Here is a 20490-nt window from a genome sequence, read left to right as displayed (position 1 = left end):
TGTTTCATATTAAAAGCGACTCTAAGCCGCTACCAACGCTTTATCTTCAGCAAGCTCGATTAAGGCGCGTTTATATTCATTTGGCATCACTTTAACAAACTTGGCGCGCGCATTATCCCAATCAGCAAGTAGCGCTTTAGCGCGCTCACTGTCAGTGTATTCAACGTGCTTGTTGATTAAAGCAAGCAATGTCACTTCATCAGGCTGATTCAAATGGTGCACCGCATCAGCCGCCACATTGTCAACGTGCTCAACCTTCTCTAAAGACACCATGCCCATATTGCAACGTTTTGCAAATAACCCATCTTCATCGTAAACATAAGCTACGCCGCCACTCATACCAGCCGCAAAGTTTTGGCCAGTCACGCCTAACACAACCACAGTGCCGCCTGTCATGTATTCGCAACCGTGGTTACCAACGCCTTCAACCACTGCAGTAGCGCCTGAATTACGCACACAGAAACGCTCACCTGCCACGCCGCTGAAATAACTTTCACCCGTTGTTGCGCCGAACATCACGGTGTTACCCACAATAATGTTCTCGTGTGAAATACCACGGAATGCTTTCGGTGGCTTAATCACGATTCGGCCGCCGCACAAACCTTTACCTACATAGTCATTACCTTCGCCTGTTAAGTCAAATGTAATACCCTTAGCAAGGAATGCCGCAAAGCTTTGGCCAGACGTACCTGTGAAGTTCACGCGAATCGTGTCGTGCGGCAAACCAGCATTACCGTAGCGCGTCGCTACCTGATTTGACAGCATAGTACCTACAGTACGGTTAGTATTAGTGATTGGTATATCCAACACTACTTTTTCACCTTTTTCTAACGCTGGTTTTGCAAGTGCGACCAGTTGATTATCCAATGCATTAATCAAACCGTGATCTTGCACGTCATTGTTTTTACGTGAAACACTAGCTGGCATATCTGGTTGATGGAATACTTTGCTGAAATCTAGGCCGCTAATTTTCCAGTGGTCGATACCAGCTTGCATGTCTAATAAATCTGGGCGACCAATTAAGTCATCAAACTTAGCGATACCCATAGAAGCCATTAACTCACGCACTTCTTCAGCCACAAAGAAGAAATAATTCACCACATGCTCAGGTTGACCTGTAAAGCGCTTGCGCAATTCTGGATCTTGCGTTGCAACACCCACTGGGCAAGTGTTCAAATGACACTTACGCATCATGATACAGCCCTCTACCACTAACGGCGCTGTCGCAAAACCAAACTCATCTGCACCTAATAAGGCACCGATCACTACGTCACGGCCTGTCTTCATTTGGCCGTCAACTTGCACAACCACACGGCCACGCAATTGGTTCAATACCAAGGTTTGTTGTGTCTCAGATAGACCTAACTCCCAAGGCGCACCCGCATGTTTAATCGATGAAATTGGGGATGCACCAGTACCACCATCATGACCTGCAATCACGATATGGTCAGATTTTGCTTTTGCCACGCCAGCTGCAACCGTACCTACACCAGTTTCAGACACTAATTTCACTGAAATTGATGCTTTAGGGTTAGCATTTTTCAAATCATGAATTAGCTGTGCTAAATCTTCAATTGAATAAATATCATGGTGCGGAGGAGGTGAAATCAAGCCTACGCCAGGTACCGAGAAGCGTAATTTAGCAATGTACTCAGACACTTTGTGACCAGGTAACTGACCGCCTTCACCAGGTTTTGCACCTTGTGCCATTTTAATTTGGATTTGGTCAGCATTCGCCAAGTATTCAGCCGTCACACCAAAGCGGCCAGATGCCACTTGCTTAATGCTAGAGCGCATTGAGTCGCCAGCTTTTAGGTTAATGTTTGACTCAATCAGGTTTGCGCCTAATACGTCAGCCATCGTTGAAGCATTCGCAACGGGAATAAAGCGTTTTGCATCTTCACCACCTTCACCAGTATTAGACTTACCGCCAATACGGTTCATCGCGATGGCCAAGGTTGCGTGTGCTTCAGTTGAGATAGAACCCAATGACATCGCACCAGTAGCAAAACGTTTAACGATTTCTTTAGCAGACTCTACACTGTCTAGAGGAATCGCTGCACCTGCTGGTTTAATTTCAAACAAACCACGTAGCGTCATATGGCGACGTGATTGATCATTAATTAATTTAGCGTACTCTTTGTAAGTGTCATATTTACCAGTACGTGTTGCATTTTGCAGTTTCGCTACTGACTCTGGCGTCCAAGTGTGCTCTTCACCACGCACGCGGAAAGCATACTCCCCGCCTGCCTCTAGGTGGTTTGCCAGCACTGGATCTGTACCAAAAGCTGCCGTATGCAAACGCACTGCCTCTTCAGACACTTGATCTAAACCGATACCTTCAATATTGGTCACTGTGCCAGTAAAGTACTGCTCAACAAATGCACTATTTAAACCAATCGCTTCAAAAATTTGTGCGCCACAGTAAGATTGGTAAGTGGAGATGCCCATTTTAGACATCACTTTATACAGACCTTTGCTAATTGCTTTGACAAAGTTCTTATTGGCAGTGTAGCTATCTAATGCCATGTCTTTAATGGTCTCAAATGTGAGCCATGGACAGACAGCCTCTGCACCGTAACCTGCTAATAGCGCAAAGTGATGCACTTCACGTGCTGAACCTGTATCAACCACTAAACCAGTGCTGGTTCTTAAGCCTGCTTTTACCAAATGCTCGTGCGTTGCAGAACAAGCTAATAGGGCGGGAATCGCTACGCGATCTGCGCTTACATTGCGATCAGACAAAATCAGAATGTTGAAACCATTTTGAACTGCATCTGATGCCGCTTTGGTAATGCTAGCGACTGCGGCAGCCATACCATCCTTACCCTGCACAGCAGGATAGGTAATATCTAGCACCAATGATTTATATTGGTTTTGCGTTAATGTCGCAATTGCTTTCAATTGCTCCAATTCGTCCAACATCAATACAGGCTGGCTGGCTTCTAAACGCATTGGTGGCGTTGTTTCATCCACACCCAATAAGTTTGGTTTAGGGCCAATAAATGTAATCAACGACATCACCAACTCTTCGCGAATCGGGTCGATTGGCGGGTTAGTCACTTGTGCAAACAACTGTTTGAAATAGTTGTATAAGACTTTAGGCTTAGCTGACAACACTGGCAATGCAGCGTCGTTACCCATAGAGCCAGAACCCTCTTCGCCATTTTGTATCATTGGCTGCAAGATAAACTTGATGTCTTCTTGCGTGTAACCAAATGCTTGCTGTGTATCTAGCAAGTCAGCCGCTAATTCTAGGTGGCCATCAATTTTTGGCATGTCACTTAAGAAGTAGCGTGACTTTTCAATCCATTGTTTATATGGTTTTGCTGTGGCAAGCTGACTTTTCACTTCAGCATCATCGATAATGCGGCCTTGCTCCATATCGATTAACAACATTTTGCCTGGTTGTAAGCGCCATTTCTTAACGATTTTCTCTTGTGGGAATGTCAACACGCCCATTTCAGAAGCCATCATCACGATGTCATCATCAGTAACCAAGTAGCGCGCTGGACGCAAGCCGTTACGGTCTAGCGTAGCCCCCACCATGCGGCCGTCTGTAAAGGCAACAGCAGCTGGGCCATCCCATGGCTCCATCAACGCAGCGTGATATTCGTAGAATGCGCGGCGCTCTTCATCCATTAATGGATTACCTGACCAAGCTTCTGGAATCAACATCATCATGGCATGTGGCAAGCTGTAGCCACCCGCAACCAATAGCTCTAAACAGTTATCAAAACATGCTGAGTCTGATTGACCTTCAGCGATTAATGGCCATAGTTTTTCTAAATCTTCACCGATTACGGTTGAACGCATCGCCTCATGACGTGCAGCCATCCAGTTCACGTTACCCTGTACAGTATTGATTTCACCATTATGCGCAATCATACGGAATGGATGTGCTAAATCCCATGCTGGGAATGTATTGGTTGAGAAACGTTGGTGCACCAAAGCCAGTGCTGAAACGATGCTTTCGTCGTTAAGGTCTTTGTAATAAATACCCACTTCGTTAGCTAACAACATGCCTTTATAAACGATAGTGCGTGATGACAATGAAGGCATGTAGAACGCCGCATTATCTTGCAACTCAAGTGCACGCACCGCATGCTCTATGCGTTTGCGAATTACAAATAATTTACGCTCAAATACGTTTTGATCAGCTACATTGCTTGAGATAAACACTTGGCGCATGGTTGGCTCTACGTCACGTGCCGCCTGCGCAATATTGCTGTTATCAACAGGCACATCACGCCAGCCTAGTAAGGTTTGATTTTCTTCAGCAACGATTGTTGTAAATAAAGCTTCACAGGCTTCGCGATTTTTTGCAGTTTGCGGTAAAAATACGTTACCTACCGCATATTGACCAGCCGCTGGCAATTCAATACCGAGCTTAGCAGCTTCTTTGCGCATAAAAACATCAGGCATTTGCATCAGCAAGCCAGCACCATCACCCAACTTAGGGTCATAGCCAGTCGCGCCACGGTGCGTTAGGTTGGTTAAAAGCTCCAAGCCTTTTTGCACGATATCGTGACTTTTTTTGCCTTTAATATGCGCTACAAAACCAACGCCACAAGCATCGCGCTCGTTAGAAGGTCTGTATAAACCTTGCTTTGCTGGTCGTCCTGAATACAAATCAGGATTAACTGAAGCCACATCATCGTGTGCAGCCAGTGCGTTTTCAGAACCAATTTGCTTACTTAAATCTGTTGCCATATTATCTAATCACAAAACATTTAGCGGAACCTTCAAGTTTACCGCTAAATGTCTATGAGTTCAACAAGATAGAACTGAAAGATAATTATTTTTTATGAAAAAGCCATGAAAGCAAGCCGATAAAGCAAAGTAAAGTTTGCGTTAAATGCTACCGACTAGCAATTGCTAAAAATGCTTTTTTAGCTGCCTGTAGCGTAAAGTCAATATCTTCATCCGTATGTGCGGCTGAAACAAAGCCCGCTTCAAAAGCAGACGGCCCTAAATAAACACCATCACCCAACATGCTATGGAAGAATAGATTGAAATTTTCTTTATTAGTCTGCATCACCTCTGCAAAGCTGCTAGGGCATTGCTCGCTGAAGTACAAGCCAAACATACCACCTACACTTTGTGCGCTAAATACAACGCCTGCTTCTTTTGCCGCAGAAACCAAAACATCAACCAATTTTTTGGTCTTTGCCGCTAACTTTGTATGAAAGTCTGGCGCTTGGATTAGCTTCAATGTTTCCAAGCCAGCCGTCACCGCAACTGGGTTACCTGACAATGTACCAGCCTGATAAACCGCACCTAGTGGCGCCAAGCACTGCATAATATCCTTGCGTCCACCAAATGCACCTACTGGCAAGCCGCCACCAATTACTTTACCCAGCGTTGTCATATCTGGCTTAATACCATACAAGGCCTGCGCACCCCCTAAATGTACGCGGAAGCCTGTCATCACCTCATCAAAAATCAACACTGCGCCATGTTGTGTGCAAAGCTCACGCAAGGCTTGCAAGAACTCCATGTGAGGTACCACGAGATTCATATTGCCAACAACAGGCTCAATAATGACGCAGGCGATTTCATCGCCCGCTTTTGCGAACAACTCTTTTAATTGCTGCGTATTATTGTATTCAAGCGTCAATGTGTGAGCGGCCACTTCTGCTGGCACACCAGCTGAGCTAGGCTCGCCAAATGTAAGCAAACCAGAGCCTGCTTTTACCAATAAGGCATCTGAGTGTCCGTGGTAGCAACCTTCAAACTTCACCAGCTTATTACGACCAGTAAAGCCACGTGCCACGCGAATCGCACTCATGGTGGCTTCTGTACCGCTGCTTACCAAGCGCACTTGCTCCATGCTCGGCACCAGTTTATTAATTAATGTAGCCATCTCTAGCTCCAGCCCCGTAGGTGCACCAAATGACAGGCTGTTTGCAGCAACAGCTTGCACTGCACTAATCACGTCAGGATGCGCATGGCCAACAATCATTGGCCCCCAAGAGTTAATGTAATCAATGTACTCTTTGCCATCAACATCCCACAACTTGGCGCCTAAGCCTTTCTTAAAGAAGATTGGCGTACCGCCCACACTGCGAAAAGCGCGCACTGGCGAATTAACGCCACCTGGAATAAGTTGCTGTGATTTTTCAAATAGAGTTTGATTGGCTGAGGTCATGATTGAAATAACTTTGAAAATTGTTGAGAGGTTAATTTTACGTCATCTGCATTAAAAATTGCATTGATGATCGCCACTGAGTTTGCGCCAGCGGCAATCGCTAGCGGTGCGTTTTTTAATGTGATGCCGCCAATCGCTACGGTGGGAACATTAAGTTCTGCTTTTGCTTGGGTGAATAAATGTAAACCCGCCACTGGCGCATTGGGCTTAGTGCTTGAAGCAAAGCAGGCGCCAAACGCTACGTAATCTGCACCTAGCTGCTGTGCAGAAACGGCTAAATCGAAACGATTATAACAAGAGGCACCCAAAATCTTATTGCTGCCCAATCTGGCTCTAGCTTCGGTTAAATTGCCATCATCTGCGCCCAAATGTACGCCATCAGCATCTAAAGTGAGGCAAAGTTTGATTGAGTCATTGATGATAAAAGGCACTTGATATTGACGACACAGCGGCAACAAGGCACGCGCCTGTTGCGTTTGAAGCTTGTGATTAGCTAACTTGTTGCGGTATTGCAAAACACCAATACCACCCTGCAAGGCAGCCTCCACCTTTGCAAGCAAGACATCCGTGTCTTGCTCATCTGGCGTAATTGCGTACAACCCTTTAATCACCGACATACTAAGCTCAGGTCTAGTGTGTTTTCACACTGCCATCACCGCTATTGATGACAGGGTCTTCTTCATCTCGTGCCCAGAACATGCGGTCTGGAATGTACTGACCCATGCCAGGTCTGAATCCATTTTTAAGGGTTTGCCATGTATATTCTTGCGCTTCTAGCACGGCTTCTTCAATGCTGAGGCCATGCGCCATACAGGCGGCAATTGCACTGGTAAGCGTACAACCTGAACCATGATAACTGCCAGCCAAACGCTCCCATTTATAGGCCTTAATCAACTTATCTTCACCATACAGTGTGTTAGTGACTTCGGTGGTGCGTTCATGTGTACCCGTAATCAACACATACTCACTACCCATTGCCAACAATCGTGCGGCACTCTCATCCAAAGAGGTTAATCCGACTTCTTCAGCTTCGTCTGCAAACGCAAACTTACGTGCCTCTAAACTGTTAGGCGTAATTAATGTGGCTTGTGGAAACAGCAACTCAACCATTGCCTCCATCATTTCATCATTACTTAAATCATCACCACGGCCAGAGGTTAAGATTGGGTCAATCAGCAAAGGGATATCGGGATAATCTGCCATGATTTCAGCAATCACCGCGATATTTTCAACTGAGCCCAACAGCCCCAACTTAAATGCAGAGACTTGTACGTCTTCTAAAATCGCACGCGCTTGATCATTGACCCAATCAGGATCCATAGCTAATACACCATCAACACCGACGGTATCTTGCGCAGTAATTGCAGTCACCACTGACAGTGGATGACAGCCGATACTGGCGAACGTAAGTATATCTGCCTGTAGCCCAGCACCACTACTTGGGTCTGTACCTGCGAATGTTAAAACTGACGGGGGTGCTTGGTTTGCCATAATATTATCGCTAATCACTAAAGTTGGAGCGGGTGACGGGAATCGAACCCGCGTATCGAGCTTGGGAAGCTAGCGTTCTACCATTGAACTACACCCGCATTGAGGTATTATTTTACTGCATTTTGGCTACCCTGTAGCTTACATATACGTGTATTAGCACTAAAACTCTAAAGGGTTTACGTCAATAGCCCATCTAACTTTAGCGCTCAGTTTATTTTGCCTTAGTTCTGTAACCAGTTGGGTTAGCAGTTTTTGCAGTGCGGGTCGCTGGGTGGAATGCATTAAAATATAAGCGCGCTCCATCCCTTTTAGGCGCTCCATCTGCGGCCGTACAGGGTCATAAGTAACAACATGCGTGCTAAGTTGTCTGGCCTGCACAAACGCAAACTGTAGAAACTTCTGCACCAATGTAAAATCATGCGCTTCCGCACGCAGTAAAGCAGTAAACACATAGGGTGGAAACTGCACTTGTGCACGCTCTTGCAACAAGTCATTGGCATAACTTGCATAATCTTGCGTGCGTAATGCATTAAATAGTGCATGATCTGGAAATGCAGTCTGAATAATCACTTGCCCCACTTTATCAGCACGACCAGCACGTCCAGCCACTTGCATTAGCTGTGCAAACAAACGCTCACTCGCCCTAAAGTCTGGGCTATGTAGCGCGCTATCAGTATCAATCACGCCCACTAACGTTAAGTTAGGAAAGTCATGTCCTTTAGCCAGCATCTGCGTACCCACTAAAATATCTATTTCCTGATTGTGTACTTTATCTAAAATCTCGACCAAAGCATGCTTACGGCTAATACTGTCACGATCCACCCTTGCGATACGCGCATTAGGTAACAACTGCGCCAAGGTTTGCTCTAAGCGCTGCGTACCATGGCCAGTCGGATGCAAATCTGCATCACCGCAGCTTGGGCACTGGTTCGGAATTCGCTGCTCATGCCCGCAATGATGGCAACGTAGCTTTCTTTGCCCTAAATGCACGACCAAGCGACTACTGCAACGTGTGCATGGCGCTATCCAATGGCAGGCAGAGCACAACAATACAGGCGAATAGCCACGGCGATTAATAAACAATAACGATTGCTCTTTACGCTCTAGCCGTAAACGCAATGCAGTGATGAGCTGTGGTGTTAGGCCATGTTGCAAATTTACCTTAGTGGTATCAATACAATCAATTTTAGGCAGCTGTGCCGCAGTGACCGCACGCTGTTTTAATGTGAGCAAGCCGTATTTATTAGGCTGACTATTGCTAGGCGCCGCATTTGAAGTCTGCACACTGTTGCCCATTGCGTTGTACCAGCTTTCTAATGCTGGCGTTGCAGAGCCCAACACAACTGGAATATTCAGCCGTTTTGCCCGCACCAAAGCAACATCACGCGCATGGTAGCGCATACTATCTTGCTGCTTATAGGAGCTATCATGCTCCTCATCAATAATAATTAGCTTTAAATTAGGCATAGGCGTAAAAATTGAAAGCCGCGTACCTATAATAATTTGTGCAGCACCAGTTTGTGCTAACTGCCAATTATGTAAGCGCTCACTTTCGCTTAGACTGCTATGTAAGCTCACCAAGCTATATTGAGGCAATCGAGCTCTAAATCTGGCTTCAAGCTGTGGCGTCAAGTTGATTTCAGGCACCAGCACCAGTATCTGAGCGCTAGTTGGTTCATGCTTTGTTGCAATCGAGCCATGCGTATTATTTTTTGCTTCTAGTTTATCTTGCGCCTCTTGCAAAATATGCTGCATCAATCGAATATAAACTTCGGTTTTCCCACTGCCCGTGATGCCATGCAACAACCAAGCCTTAAACATTTTAATATCTTGTGTAATGCTTGCTACAGCCTGCGCTTGCTCTTCATTCAGTGCGGGTTGTGGCGTATTTAATATTGCAGGCACACGCTTTATTGCCAGCACTTGCTCACTGGTCGCATAAGCTAAAGCCACCAGCTCTTTTGCCGCCTTGCGCGCACTGGCAGACAATTCATCAAGTTCTGTTTCAGTTTGTGCGTTGTTTACTTGTAATGCCGCCAGCACCTGTCGTAATACACGCTGCCTTTTGGGCATAGACTCAATATCGACTTGCCGACCTAAATCAGTGATTTGATATAAATATTGTTTACGCGATACCGCTGGCGCTACTTGACGTAAACGTGCGGGTAACGCTGCCAGCAACGCCTGTCCAAATGGATAGTGATAATAGTCCGCACTAAACTTGATCAAACTTAACATTTCAGCATCAAGTGGTGCCTCTTCAACAAATGCCTGCGTAATGGGTTTAAGTTTTTCTACGGCAAACTCACTAGTGTCTGCTTTGCCCATCACGATGCCAATTTGATTACGGCGCCCAAACGGTACCAATACACGCTGGCCAATCTGTACATGCTGATCCGCACTTAAGTAATCAAATAAGCGTGCGAGTGGCACATCAAGTGCAATTTTTAAGATGGGTTTAGACAATGGCAGTAACAATGGTTGGCGTTAAAAGTTGATAAGCTCTAAAAGAGTCTTAAGTTAAAGAAAGTAAGCGCAATTTGTTATCTATTATGCTGCTTTTAACAACTATTTGCGTATTTAACACAATATTTATAATCGCTTTTTTCGCTTATAGGGTGAATATCTTAAACCATTACGCGGATGTATCAATTGGAACATGATGACTAACGTTCTAATCACTAATATGGGTTAAAATACCGTTTTTAGCTTTTATGCAATTATTGTGAAAACACATCTTACCCAATTACTGACCACTGCCGCAAAGATTATTGCGCCAGAGATTACTGATCTGACGATTATATTAGAGCGCCCAAAATCAGCCGAGCATGGCGATTTTGCTACCAATCTAGCGCTTGTTTTGGCAAAACCACTAAAACAAAACCCGCGTGCTATCGCCACCCAAATCATTGAGGCATTGCCTGTTAGTGAATATATCGCTAAAACTGAAATTGCAGGTGCAGGCTTTATTAATTTCTTTTTAAGCCCACAATCTAAGCAAGTGGTCATTAAAGACATTCTTAACGCGGGTGCGCAATATGGTCGCAACAACAACGGCAACCATCAAAAAGTACAAGTAGAGTTTGTCTCTGCTAACCCAACAGGGCCGTTACATGTAGGCCATGGCCGTGGCGCAGCGGTAGGTGATTGCTTAGCGCGTTTACTCGATGCAAACGGCTGGGATGTGACACGTGAGTTCTACTATAACGATGCTGGCGCGCAGATTGATAACCTCACCATCTCTGTATTAGCGCGATGCAAAGGCATCTCAACTGAGCATGAGAGCTTTCCTGAAAATGGCTACCGTGGCGAATATATCAATGATATTGCTGCGGCTTTCCTAGCCAAGCATACCGTGGTGGCCGATGATATTGAAGTGACCGCAAGTGGCGATATCAATGATTTAAATTCAATTCGTGCATTTAGCGTAGCGTATTTGCGCCATGAGCAAGATTTAGACTTAAAAGCGTTTCAAATTAAGTTTGACGTATTTTCATTAGAAAGCGCCCTGTATACAACAGGCAAAGTTGAGCAAACGGTACAAGCCCTGATTAAGAGCGGCCACACCTATGAAGACAACGACGCGCTTTGGCTTAAAACCACAGACTTTGGTGACGACAAAGACCGCGTCATGCGTAAAACCGATGGTGGCTACACTTACTTTGTGCCTGATGTGGCTTACCACACCGACAAGTGGAACCGTGGCTTTGTACGCGTGATTAACGAGCAGGGTGCAGACCACCACAGCACCATCACCCGCGTACGCGCAGGCTTACAAGCTTTAGATATCGGCATCCCAAAAGGTTGGCCTGATTACGTACTACATCAAATGGTCACCGTGATGCGTGGTGGCGAAGAGGTTAAACTCTCAAAACGTGCGGGTAGCTATGTCACCTTGCGTGATTTAATTGAAGAGGTAGGCTGCGATGCAACGCGCTACTTCCTAGCCGCACGCCGCGCCGATTCACAATTGGTATTTGATATTGATTTAGCGCGTAGCCAAAGCAACGACAACCCAGTGTATTACATTCAATATGCACATGCGCGTATTTGCAGCGTACTAAGCCAGTGGGGTGGTGATATCAGCAGCTTGGCAAACGCCAATTTAAACCCACTAGTCACCGCGCATGAAACTGCCCTGATGCAACGCTTAAGTGAGTACCCAGAAGTGGTCGACAATGCGGCAACTGAGCTAGCACCGCACATGGTGGCTAATTACTTAAAAGAATTAGCGAGCGACTTACACAGCTACTACAACGAGTATAAATTCTTGATTGAAGACGAGTCATTGAAACTCGCTCGCTTAAGCCTAATTAGCGCTACCCAGCAAGTCCTTAAAAATGGGCTGGATTTACTTGGTGTTGCCGCCAAAGAGAGAATGTAAGGAAACATCATGAGTAGAGATTACAAACCAAGACCAGAGCGCACGGCAAAACAAAGCCAAGGCAATCCATTTATCACAGGGTTATTAGTAGGGTTCTTGTTAGGCGTGGCAGCCTCTTTAACCGTGGTCATGATGATTAATCGTGAAGAAAGCCCATTTGCAGAGTTAGCTTCTCCAAATAAACCGCTCTCTGAAAAGATTGCAGAAAGTGCAAAAGAAAAAGCCGCCAAAGACAATGAAGCGGCACAAAAAGCAAAAGCTGAAGCTTCTGAAACAACTGAAGATAAAACACGTTTTGATTTTTATACGATTTTGCCTGGAAGCGAGCGCCAGGTAAGTACCGAAGAAGTTAAAATTAAAGAGCAAAGTGCTGAACCATCAGTGCCAAATACCTACTTTCTTCAAGTTGGCGCTTTCCAAAAAGAAGAGGAAGCTGACAACATGAAGGCCACACTAGCCTTACAAGGCTTTGAGGCACTAGTGCAAACCGCTACCATCCCTAACAAGGGCGTTTGGCATCGTGTTCGTGTTGGCCCACTGAAAAATCTGGAGCTCATTAACAAAACAAAAGCAGATTTAGCTATTAATGGCTTTAAATCTGATTTAATTACAGTTAATAATGAAACCCTGTAGGCTTTTGGCTGATCTATAGGTTGGGTTAGTCTGATACAAACCAAACTCAATGCCAATTGACTCAAAAATCAACAACAAAAATAGTCACTAAAAATAATTGTCAGCCAAATTCAAGATGACACGTTTCAAGTAATATATTTAGAGAACTTGCTTCTGAATAAACGTTAAATAGAATAGCTGAATGCTTAATCACCAATTTAAAGAATCGTTAACAAGGACAATATCAATGAAAAAATTATTAACTGCTCTAATATTACTAGCCTCATTTAGCGTGATGGCGGAGCCACAAATGGGCAAAGATTTCGATCGTACTGCCCAAACCATCAATACTGACACGCCCAACAAAATTGAAGTAATCGAGCTATTTTGGTATGGCTGTGGACACTGCCACAGCATGGAGGCGCCACTCAACGCATGGGTAAAAAAACTACCAGCTGACGTCGTATTTAAACGTGTACCAGGCTTGCCACACCAAGCATGGGCACCTATGGCAAAAGCTTACTATGCAATGGAAACACTCGGTGTTTTAGAAAAATTACATGCTCCATTGTTTGAAGCTATCCACACTAAAAAAACACTTAAACCAACTGATGAAAAAGCAGCGATTGACTGGGTGACACAACAAAGTGGCCTTGATAAGAAAAAAGTTGAAGAAGCTTTTGGTTCATTTGCCACTAACACCAGCCTAAATCGCGCAGCAAATATCTTCCGCTCATCAGGCGTAACAGGCGTACCTAGCTTAGTTATCAATGGCCAATTCATTACATCAAGCACAATGGCAGGTAACAATGATTTAGCATTAAAAACAGCTGACTACATCATTACTAACATCCGTGCTGACAAAGCCAAGGCAGCCAGCCCGGCAAAAAAGTAACAGCGTCCACGCACTGGTTTAAAGCACTTTACCAAAAGCTCTTTAACTGATGATACTATCAGTACATGCTGATTTTAAAAGCCCGTTTCTACCATCAGGTAAAACGGGCTTTTATATTTTAATAATGAGCATTTTCAGTCATACACGAACCAACGAAAGATAGTCATGAAAGTTTTTATCACAGGCGCATCTAGTGGCATAGGTGAAGCGTTAGCTTACGAATATGCAAAACGCTATCAGAACGAAGGCGTCTTGATTGGTTTAGCAGCCAGACGAAGTGAGTACTTACAATTATTACAGCAAACCTTAGAGACTTGCTACAACATCAAATGCGCCATTTATCCATTGGACGTACGCGATAGCGTTGCATTGGCGACAGCAGCAAATGACTTCATACAAAAATTTGGCACACCTAATATCGTCATTGGCAGTGCAGGTGTCAGTAGTGGCACACTCACTGAAAATGCAGAAGACACAAACGCATTTCAGGCAGTCATGGATATTAACGTGACTGGGCTAGTCAATACGTTTCAACCATTTATCAACGCCATGCGATTAGCAGCCAAACGTGGCGACACAGCCCAACTAGTTGGCATCGCCAGTGTTGCAGGCATACGTGGCTTGCCAGGTGCAGGCGCTTACAGCGCATCAAAAGCAGCAGCCATTGCTTATTTAGAAAGCCTGCGCGTGGAAATGCTACATCACAATATCGCTGTGACCACCATTGCCCCTGGGTATATTCGCACCCCGATGACCGACATTAACACGTATAAAATGCCGTTTTTAATGGATGCGGATGTTGCAGCATACAAATTTGTGAACGCCATTGAGCGCAAAAAACGTTTTGTGGTCATCCCGTGGCAAATGGGGTGGGTAGCAAAATTAATGCGACTAATTCCGCCTGTTTTGTGGGATTTTCTGGCAAAAAATGCGCCCCATAAACCACGCATTCATGTTCAATAATTAAACAGGGCCGTCCTGCAATAGCATTACGCCGAATCAAATATTGCAATATGCAGGATGCCGTGTTAAGTACGACAATAAAAAATCTGGCTCCATGCTTCTATTTAAAATTCAATCCCATCAGGATGGAGGCGCACAATACTAGTGATTTTTGTAGGGTGGGGTTAAAAACCCCACGCGGTAGTGACAAGATATACTTTTGCAACGCGTGGGTCACAAGTGACCCACCCTACAAGGCTTACCGCAACTGGTGCACCATACCGATTGATGCTTAAGCTAAATCTATCTACTATCTCGTAATTGGTTTATATCTGATACGTTTCGGTTTAGCGCCTTCCTCACCTAGACGTTTACGCTTATCAGCCTCATATTCCTGATAATTACCGTTAAAGAACGTCCATTGCGACTCGCCCTCTGCCGCCAAGATATGCGTTGCGATACGGTCTAAGAACCAGCGATCATGGGAGATCACTAACACACTGCCTGCAAACTCTAGCAAAGCATCTTCCAGCGCACGTAATGTTTCTACATCTAAGTCGTTTGACGGTTCATCTAGCAGCAATACGTTACCGCCAGAAATCAGAGTTTTCGCTAAGTGCAAACGTCCACGTTCACCACCTGACAGTTGACCAACGATTTTTTGCTGATCACCGCCTTTAAAGTTAAAGCGGCCAATGTAAGCACGAGAGGGTGTTTCATAACGACCCACCGTTAATATGTCTGAACCGCCTGAAATCTCATCAAACACGGTTTTATCATTGCTCAACACATCACGGCTTTGGTCAACATAAGCTAGTTTAACGGTTTGGCCGATGTTCACTTCACCGCTATCTGGCTGTTCCATGCCTGTAATCATCTTGAACAGGGTAGATTTACCCGCGCCGTTCGGGCCGATAATGCCCACAATCGCGCCAGCAGGGATGCTAAAACTTAAGTTATCAATCAGTAAACGGTCTTTAAATGCCTTGCTCACGCCGTTAAACTCAATTACTTGATCGCCCAAACGCTCACCAGCAGGGATAAAGATCTCCTGTGTTTCATTGCGTTTTTGGTATTCGGCACTAGCTAATTCTTCATAACGTGCGATACGCGCCTTGCTCTTGGCTTGACGTGCTTTTGGGTTCTGACGCACCCACTCTAGCTCGGTATTCAGCGCTTTACGGCGTGATGACTCTTGCGATTCTTCTAAGGCTAAACGTGCTTGCTTTTGATCTAACCAGCTAGAGTAATTGCCTTTCCATGGAATACCATGTCCACGGTCTAGCTCTAAAATCCATTCCGCTGCATTATCAAGGAAATATCGATCATGGGTTACTGCCACCACCGTACCTGGGAAGCGCACTAAGAACTGTTCTAACCACTCTACAGACTCTGCATCCAGATGGTTGGTTGGCTCATCTAATAGCAACATATCTGGCTTAGATAATAGTAATTTACACAACGCCACACGGCGCTTCTCACCGCCTGATAATGGGCCAATCTTGGCATCCCAAGCAGGTAAACGCAGCGCATCAGCTGCGATTTCTAATTGATGCTCAACGTCAGAGCCGCTTGCCGCAATGATATTTTCATAGCGTGCTTGATCTTCAGCCAGCTTATCAAAGTCTGCATCAGGCTCTGCATACGCCGCGTACACTTCTTCTAGCTTTTTCTTGGCCTCCATCACCGCACCCATGCCGCTTTCCACTTCTTCACGTACGGTTTTATCAGCGTCTAATTGTGGTTCTTGAGGTAAATAGCCAATTGAAATATTAGGCTGCCATTGCACCTCACCCTCAAACTCTTTATCAGCGCCCGCCATAATACGCAACACAGTTGATTTACCTGAGCCGTTTAAACCCAGCAAACCAATTTTTGCACCAGGGAAAAAAGACAAAGAAATATCTTTAATAATTTGTTTTTTAGGGGGAACAATCTTGCTCACGCGGAGCATCGACATTACATATTGAGCCATGATGTTATCTTGCAAATTTAAAGATGAAAGCTTAACAGAAAGTAGTGCTACCTTGTTAAGCAACTCGCAACACAAGCTTAAGCAATACAGGTAGAAGCGATGGATAACGGTATAATGCATCGTTAACCTTGATTCACTAAAAACCATAGAACTCTTTAAGGAGTCGCGCCATGGCGCTTAAGTCCACCATTTATAAAATCGAGCTGCAAATTGCAGATATGGATCGCAATTACTACGCGCAACATCATCTAACGCTCGCAAAACATCCTTCAGAAACGGATGAGCGCTTGATGGTGCGTCTGATTGCGTTTGCTATGTATGCCAACGAGACATTAACCTTTGGCAAAGGCCTAAGCGATGATGAAGAGCCCGACCTCTGGCAAAAAGACTTAACCGACGCCATTGAGTTATGGATGGATGTAGGCTTACCAACGGAAAAAGACATACGCAAAGCCTGTGGTCGCAGTAAGCTAGTGGTAGTGGTGTTATACGGCGGTAGGATCGCCGATATGTGGTGGACAGCCAATAGCAAAGCACTTTTAAAATGTAACAACTTAACCGTGATTAATTTACCAGAAACCGATGAACTCACTAACATTGCCAACAGAAGCATGAATATTAGTTGCACCATTCAAGACGGACAAATCATGGTGGGCTTTGATGGTGGTACTGTAGATATCACGCCTGTGAAGCTTAAAGAACCTAGTGCTTACTAATTAACGAGCCTCTGTCATTTCGTGCTCAACACGAAATCTAGTGACGTTTAAAACAAAAGACGCTGGATTCCGATTTACATCGGAATCACAATCTTGTTTGGTTTTGACTTCTAGTTAAAGTTTTCCATCTAAACCCATTTGAAAATATTTATGCACGATTTTCTCTTGGTTATCTAACAGCCAATCAATACTAGGCTCGTTATTCATGGCTTTTTTAATCGCATTAGCAGTCGCTTTGCGGTGAATATCAAACAAAACCTGATGATCTAAATCGTCCTGTTCCACCACAATCGGGTTTAACCATACCGAGACAATAATCCCTAAATCGTTAGCTTTTTCTTTAGGAATATCGCCACAACGCACAGCATCTAACACACCATTAGCAACGGCCGCTTGTACTGTACCCATTAAAATATTAGTGTACCGCGGGTCTTTTACCGTCACTTTACTCACCATAATCGTGGCAGGGCGCACCATAACATCTGTATTCATAATCGCCAACACACGCGTGTGACCTTTTACTTGGTCGCCTAACAAGTTGGCAAATGCAACACCCATTGGCCCCTTCATTTCACCAATAGCCACCTCAGGCTCCGCTGCTGTGCCTACAGGACCACCTGCAACTAATGCCTCACCGATGCGCATTACAATCTCATCACTCATATACTTTCCTTTAGATTTTCTGGTTTTTTGAAGAGTCATTTTAAGTGATTTTTCAATTGACGCATTGCTACTGACTTTGTAATGACACTTTCAAAGTGATTAACTTACACGAAGCAGATGAACTCACCAATATTGCCAACAGAGGCATGAATGTTAGCTACACCAATTAAGGCGGACAAATCATGGTGGGCTTTGAGATGGTACTGTAGATATCACGCTCGTAAGACTTAAAGAATCTATTATTAGTAAATAAAAGCAGTTATTTTTTGAAAAGATTCAGCCTAACCTCTAAGCTATGAGGTAAAGCTGAACTGATTATTTGATCATTAAAGACCCATTCCAGATACTCAACATACACCTTATCTAATTGCCATAAATCATATTGAGCTTCTTTTGTATTGATTGTTGGAAACTTTGCAAGATAAAACGAGAGCCAGTCTGTCACTTCACCGTAACTTGTGCCTACTACATTAAAATCTACATTGTTAACTTTATACTCTTTTCAAACACTATGCTTACTAGAGTTAGCAACTGCGTAAAGTGCTCCAATTAAATCTTTTAGTTCATTTTTAGTACTATTGTATTTGTCTCTTTGTAACTGAGAAATTGATGGATCTTTTTTTAACCAATCGTCATACAAATGATAGGCCGTAATAACAAAATTAAAAATTGCATCTTTATTTCTATAATCTGCTTCTAATATTGCGACATCACGTTTTAGTTTCTCAAACACATCTTTTGCTGTATCGAATCCAAATGTGAATCTTATGTTGTTCTGATTGTGCACAATTACTCTACAGTCACACTCTTAGCCAAATTCCTAGGCTTATCCACATCCGTCCCCTTCAACAACGCCGCATGATACGCCAACATCTGCACTGGTATCGTATGCAAAATAGGGGAGAGCACACCCACATGGCGCGGTGTACGTATCACATGCACACCCTCAGACTCGGTAAAGTGACTATCTGCATCCGCAAACACAAACAACTCACCGCCACGCGCTTTAACTTCCTGCATATTTGATTTCACTTTTTCCAACAAAGCGTCATTGGGTGCAATCACTACTACAGGCATATCGCTATCTACCAGCGCCAAGGGGCCGTGTTTAAGCTCGCCCGCAGGGTAAGCCTCGGCATGGATGTATGAAATCTCTTTAAGCTTCAATGCGCCTTCTAAAGCGATAGGGTAATGAATACCTCGCCCTAAGAATAATGCATGTTGTTTATTAGCAAATGATTTTGCCCACTCTCGAATTTGCGGCTCTAGGTTTAAAGCATGCTGTACGCTACCTGCTAATTGGCGCAATGCGTTTAAATGCGATTGTTCAGTCTCTTTATCTAATAAGCCACGCTGTTTTGCCAGCGTTGCGGCTAGCGTAAATAAGGCTACTAATTGTGTAGTGAATGCCTTGGTAGAAGCCACGCCAATTTCTGCCCCTGCGCGCGTGTAGAACACCAACTCTGAAGCACGTGGGATTGCGCTCTCTTGCACGTTACAAATCGCTAGGGTGAGATGCTGACCTAATGCCTTTGCATGTTTTAACGCTTCCATCGTATCTAGTGTTTCACCAGACTGTGAAATCGTTACGATTAATTGGCGTGGATTTGGCACAGATTGGCGATAACGGTATTCACTGGCAATTTCTACATTGGTTGGTAACTTGGCAATACTTTCTAGCCAGTATTTCGCAGTAAGCGCTGCGTAGTAACTGGTACCAGCAGCCAATATTAAAATGCTGTCTACTTGCTCAAACACGCCTGCTGCACCTTTGCCAAATAGGGCAGGTGAGAAGTGATTGTCATCAATCAGCGCCTCTATCGTATCGGTTAACGCGCGCGGTTGCTCATGAATCTCTTTTTGCATGAAGTGCGAATATGGGCCCAACTCTAAGCTGGCGAGTGACACATCACTCATATGAATTTTACGGGTGACTTGAGCGCCGTCACGTGCAAAAATGGTGACGCCTTCACGACGAATATCTGCAACATCACCGTCTTCTAAATAAATTACTTTACGTGTGACAGACAACACTGCAGAAACGTCAGATGCAATAAAATTTTCACCTTCACCTAAACCAATCAATAAGGGGCAACCTAAGCGGGCTGTCACCATATGCTCTGGTTCTTTTTTGGAGATTACACTAATCGCAAATGCGCCTGTAAGCTCGCTTACTGCTTTTTGTGTCGCTGCTAACAGAGGTAGTGTTTGGTGGTAATGATGAATTAAATGCGCAATCACCTCAGTATCTGTCTGAGATTCAAACACATAACCCAATGTTTTTAAGTGTGCACGTTGTTCATCATGATTTTCAATAATGCCGTTATGCACAACCGCCACCTCACCGCTCAATTGGCTTGGCGACATATGTGGGTGCGCATTACTTTCAGTCACACCGCCATGCGTAGCCCAACGTGTGTGACCAATCCCGACCAAACCACTTAGTTTTGTCTCGTTCACTTTTTCTGTCATGGCAGAAACGCGGCCAACGGCACGTACACGCGCAATGCCTGTGTCGTTTAATACGGCAATACCCGCTGAATCATAACCTCTATACTCTAAGCGGCTTAAGCCCTCAATTAAAGTTGAAACAACATTTCTATTTGCTACTGCCCCTACAATGCCACACATATCATTTCTTTCTCATATTTTTGTAGGCGC

14 protein-coding genes and 1 tRNA gene are annotated in these 20490 nt (G+C 44.6%); 5 read left to right on the top strand and 10 right to left on the bottom strand.

Features of this window, described 5'->3' with window-relative positions; all coding sequences use genetic code 11:
* Positions 1-21 precede the first annotated feature (21 nt).
* The 6 genes from Q7U33_RS04680 to Q7U33_RS04655 all read right to left on the bottom strand — a co-directional run bounded on the left by Q7U33_RS04680 (position 22) and on the right by Q7U33_RS04655 (position 10108).
* A complete protein-coding gene (locus Q7U33_RS04680) occupies positions 22-4713 on the bottom strand; it encodes a glutamate synthase-related protein (protein ID WP_304858430.1) in 4692 nt (1563 codons plus the stop codon).
* Between the two features lie 148 nt (positions 4714-4861).
* Positions 4862-6151 (bottom strand): glutamate-1-semialdehyde 2,1-aminomutase, encoded by a 1290-nt coding sequence (gene hemL / locus Q7U33_RS04675; protein WP_304858429.1) that lies wholly within the window; start codon positions 6149-6151, stop codon positions 4862-4864.
* Complete coding sequence (gene thiE, locus Q7U33_RS04670; protein ID WP_304858428.1) at positions 6148-6768, bottom strand: thiamine phosphate synthase; 621 nt, start codon at positions 6766-6768, stop codon at positions 6148-6150. Before thiE ends, hemL begins: the two co-directional genes overlap by 4 nt.
* Positions 6769-6781: 13 nt before the next feature.
* Positions 6782-7642 carry a bifunctional hydroxymethylpyrimidine kinase/phosphomethylpyrimidine kinase gene (gene thiD / locus Q7U33_RS04665; RefSeq protein WP_304858427.1) on the bottom strand — a complete coding sequence of 287 codons (861 nt, stop codon included), beginning with the start codon at positions 7640-7642 and terminating at the stop codon, positions 6782-6784.
* Between the two features lie 24 nt (positions 7643-7666).
* Positions 7667-7740 (bottom strand) — tRNA-Gly (locus tag Q7U33_RS04660).
* A 61-nt stretch (positions 7741-7801) separates the two neighbouring features.
* Entirely contained in the window at positions 7802-10108 is a 2307-nt protein-coding gene (locus tag Q7U33_RS04655) for a primosomal protein N' (protein WP_304858426.1), read from the bottom strand.
* A 259-nt stretch (positions 10109-10367) separates the two neighbouring features.
* On the opposite strand from Q7U33_RS04655, the gene argS reads away from it, so the two are divergent.
* The 4 genes from argS to Q7U33_RS04635 all read left to right on the top strand — a co-directional run bounded on the left by argS (position 10368) and on the right by Q7U33_RS04635 (position 14496).
* A complete protein-coding gene (gene argS / locus Q7U33_RS04650; protein ID WP_304858425.1) occupies positions 10368-12026 on the top strand; it encodes an arginine--tRNA ligase in 1659 nt (552 codons plus the stop codon).
* 9 nt (positions 12027-12035) lie between these two features.
* Positions 12036-12659: an SPOR domain-containing protein gene (locus Q7U33_RS04645; RefSeq protein WP_304858424.1), complete on the top strand. Its 624-nt coding sequence runs from the start codon at positions 12036-12038 to the stop codon at positions 12657-12659.
* 226 nt (positions 12660-12885) lie between these two features.
* The gene (locus tag Q7U33_RS04640; protein WP_304858423.1) at positions 12886-13533 is read left to right on the top strand and encodes a thiol:disulfide interchange protein DsbA/DsbL; all 648 of its coding nucleotides are present in this window, start codon (positions 12886-12888) and stop codon (positions 13531-13533) included.
* A gap of 165 nt (positions 13534-13698) precedes the next feature.
* Positions 13699-14496, top strand: coding sequence for an SDR family oxidoreductase (locus Q7U33_RS04635; protein ID WP_304858422.1), 798 nt, complete (start codon positions 13699-13701; stop codon positions 14494-14496).
* A gap of 289 nt (positions 14497-14785) precedes the next feature.
* Here the strand turns inward: Q7U33_RS04635 and ettA are convergent, their stop codons facing one another.
* Positions 14786-16450 (bottom strand): energy-dependent translational throttle protein EttA, encoded by a 1665-nt coding sequence (ettA, locus tag Q7U33_RS04630; protein WP_304858421.1) that lies wholly within the window; start codon positions 16448-16450, stop codon positions 14786-14788.
* Positions 16451-16620: 170 nt separating this feature from the next.
* Here ettA and Q7U33_RS04625 point away from each other — a divergent pair, with 170 nt between their 5' ends.
* Positions 16621-17166, top strand: coding sequence for a YaeQ family protein (locus tag Q7U33_RS04625; RefSeq protein ID WP_304858420.1), 546 nt, complete (start codon positions 16621-16623; stop codon positions 17164-17166).
* Between the two features lie 114 nt (positions 17167-17280).
* Here Q7U33_RS04625 and fae read toward each other — a convergent pair whose 3' ends face one another.
* The 3 genes from fae to glmS all read right to left on the bottom strand — a co-directional run bounded on the left by fae (position 17281) and on the right by glmS (position 20460).
* Complete coding sequence (gene fae / locus Q7U33_RS04620) at positions 17281-17829, bottom strand: formaldehyde-activating enzyme (RefSeq protein ID WP_304858419.1); 549 nt, start codon at positions 17827-17829, stop codon at positions 17281-17283.
* A 502-nt stretch (positions 17830-18331) separates the two neighbouring features.
* The gene (locus Q7U33_RS04615; protein WP_304858418.1) at positions 18332-18562 is read right to left on the bottom strand and encodes a hypothetical protein; all 231 of its coding nucleotides are present in this window, start codon (positions 18560-18562) and stop codon (positions 18332-18334) included.
* Positions 18563-18618: 56 nt separating this feature from the next.
* Entirely contained in the window at positions 18619-20460 is a 1842-nt protein-coding gene (glmS, locus tag Q7U33_RS04610; protein ID WP_304858417.1) for a glutamine--fructose-6-phosphate transaminase (isomerizing), read from the bottom strand.
* Positions 20461-20490: the final 30 nt, after the last annotated feature.

The organism is Methylotenera sp. (assembly GCF_030653755.1).
Classification (GTDB): domain Bacteria; phylum Pseudomonadota; class Gammaproteobacteria; order Burkholderiales; family Methylophilaceae; genus Methylotenera.
This window is presented reverse-complemented; position numbering and strand designations above follow the sequence as displayed.

Coding starts and splice junctions, on each gene's coding strand:
- Q7U33_RS04680 (WP_304858430.1), bottom strand. CDS start 4,713: ATGGCAACAGATTTAAGTAAGCAAATTGGTTCTGAAAACGCACTGGCT.
- hemL (WP_304858429.1), bottom strand. CDS start 6,151: ATGACCTCAGCCAATCAAACTCTATTTGAAAAATCACAGCAACTTATT.
- thiE (WP_304858428.1), bottom strand. CDS start 6,768: ATGTCGGTGATTAAAGGGTTGTACGCAATTACGCCAGATGAGCAAGAC.
- thiD (WP_304858427.1), bottom strand. CDS start 7,642: ATGGCAAACCAAGCACCCCCGTCAGTTTTAACATTCGCAGGTACAGAC.
- Q7U33_RS04645 (WP_304858424.1), top strand. CDS start 12,036: ATGAGTAGAGATTACAAACCAAGACCAGAGCGCACGGCAAAACAAAGC.
- Q7U33_RS04640 (WP_304858423.1), top strand. CDS start 12,886: ATGAAAAAATTATTAACTGCTCTAATATTACTAGCCTCATTTAGCGTG.
- Q7U33_RS04635 (WP_304858422.1), top strand. CDS start 13,699: ATGAAAGTTTTTATCACAGGCGCATCTAGTGGCATAGGTGAAGCGTTA.
- ettA (WP_304858421.1), bottom strand. CDS start 16,450: ATGGCTCAATATGTAATGTCGATGCTCCGCGTGAGCAAGATTGTTCCC.
- Q7U33_RS04625 (WP_304858420.1), top strand. CDS start 16,621: ATGGCGCTTAAGTCCACCATTTATAAAATCGAGCTGCAAATTGCAGAT.
- fae (WP_304858419.1), bottom strand. CDS start 17,829: ATGAGTGATGAGATTGTAATGCGCATCGGTGAGGCATTAGTTGCAGGT.
- glmS (WP_304858417.1), bottom strand. CDS start 20,460: ATGTGTGGCATTGTAGGGGCAGTAGCAAATAGAAATGTTGTTTCAACT.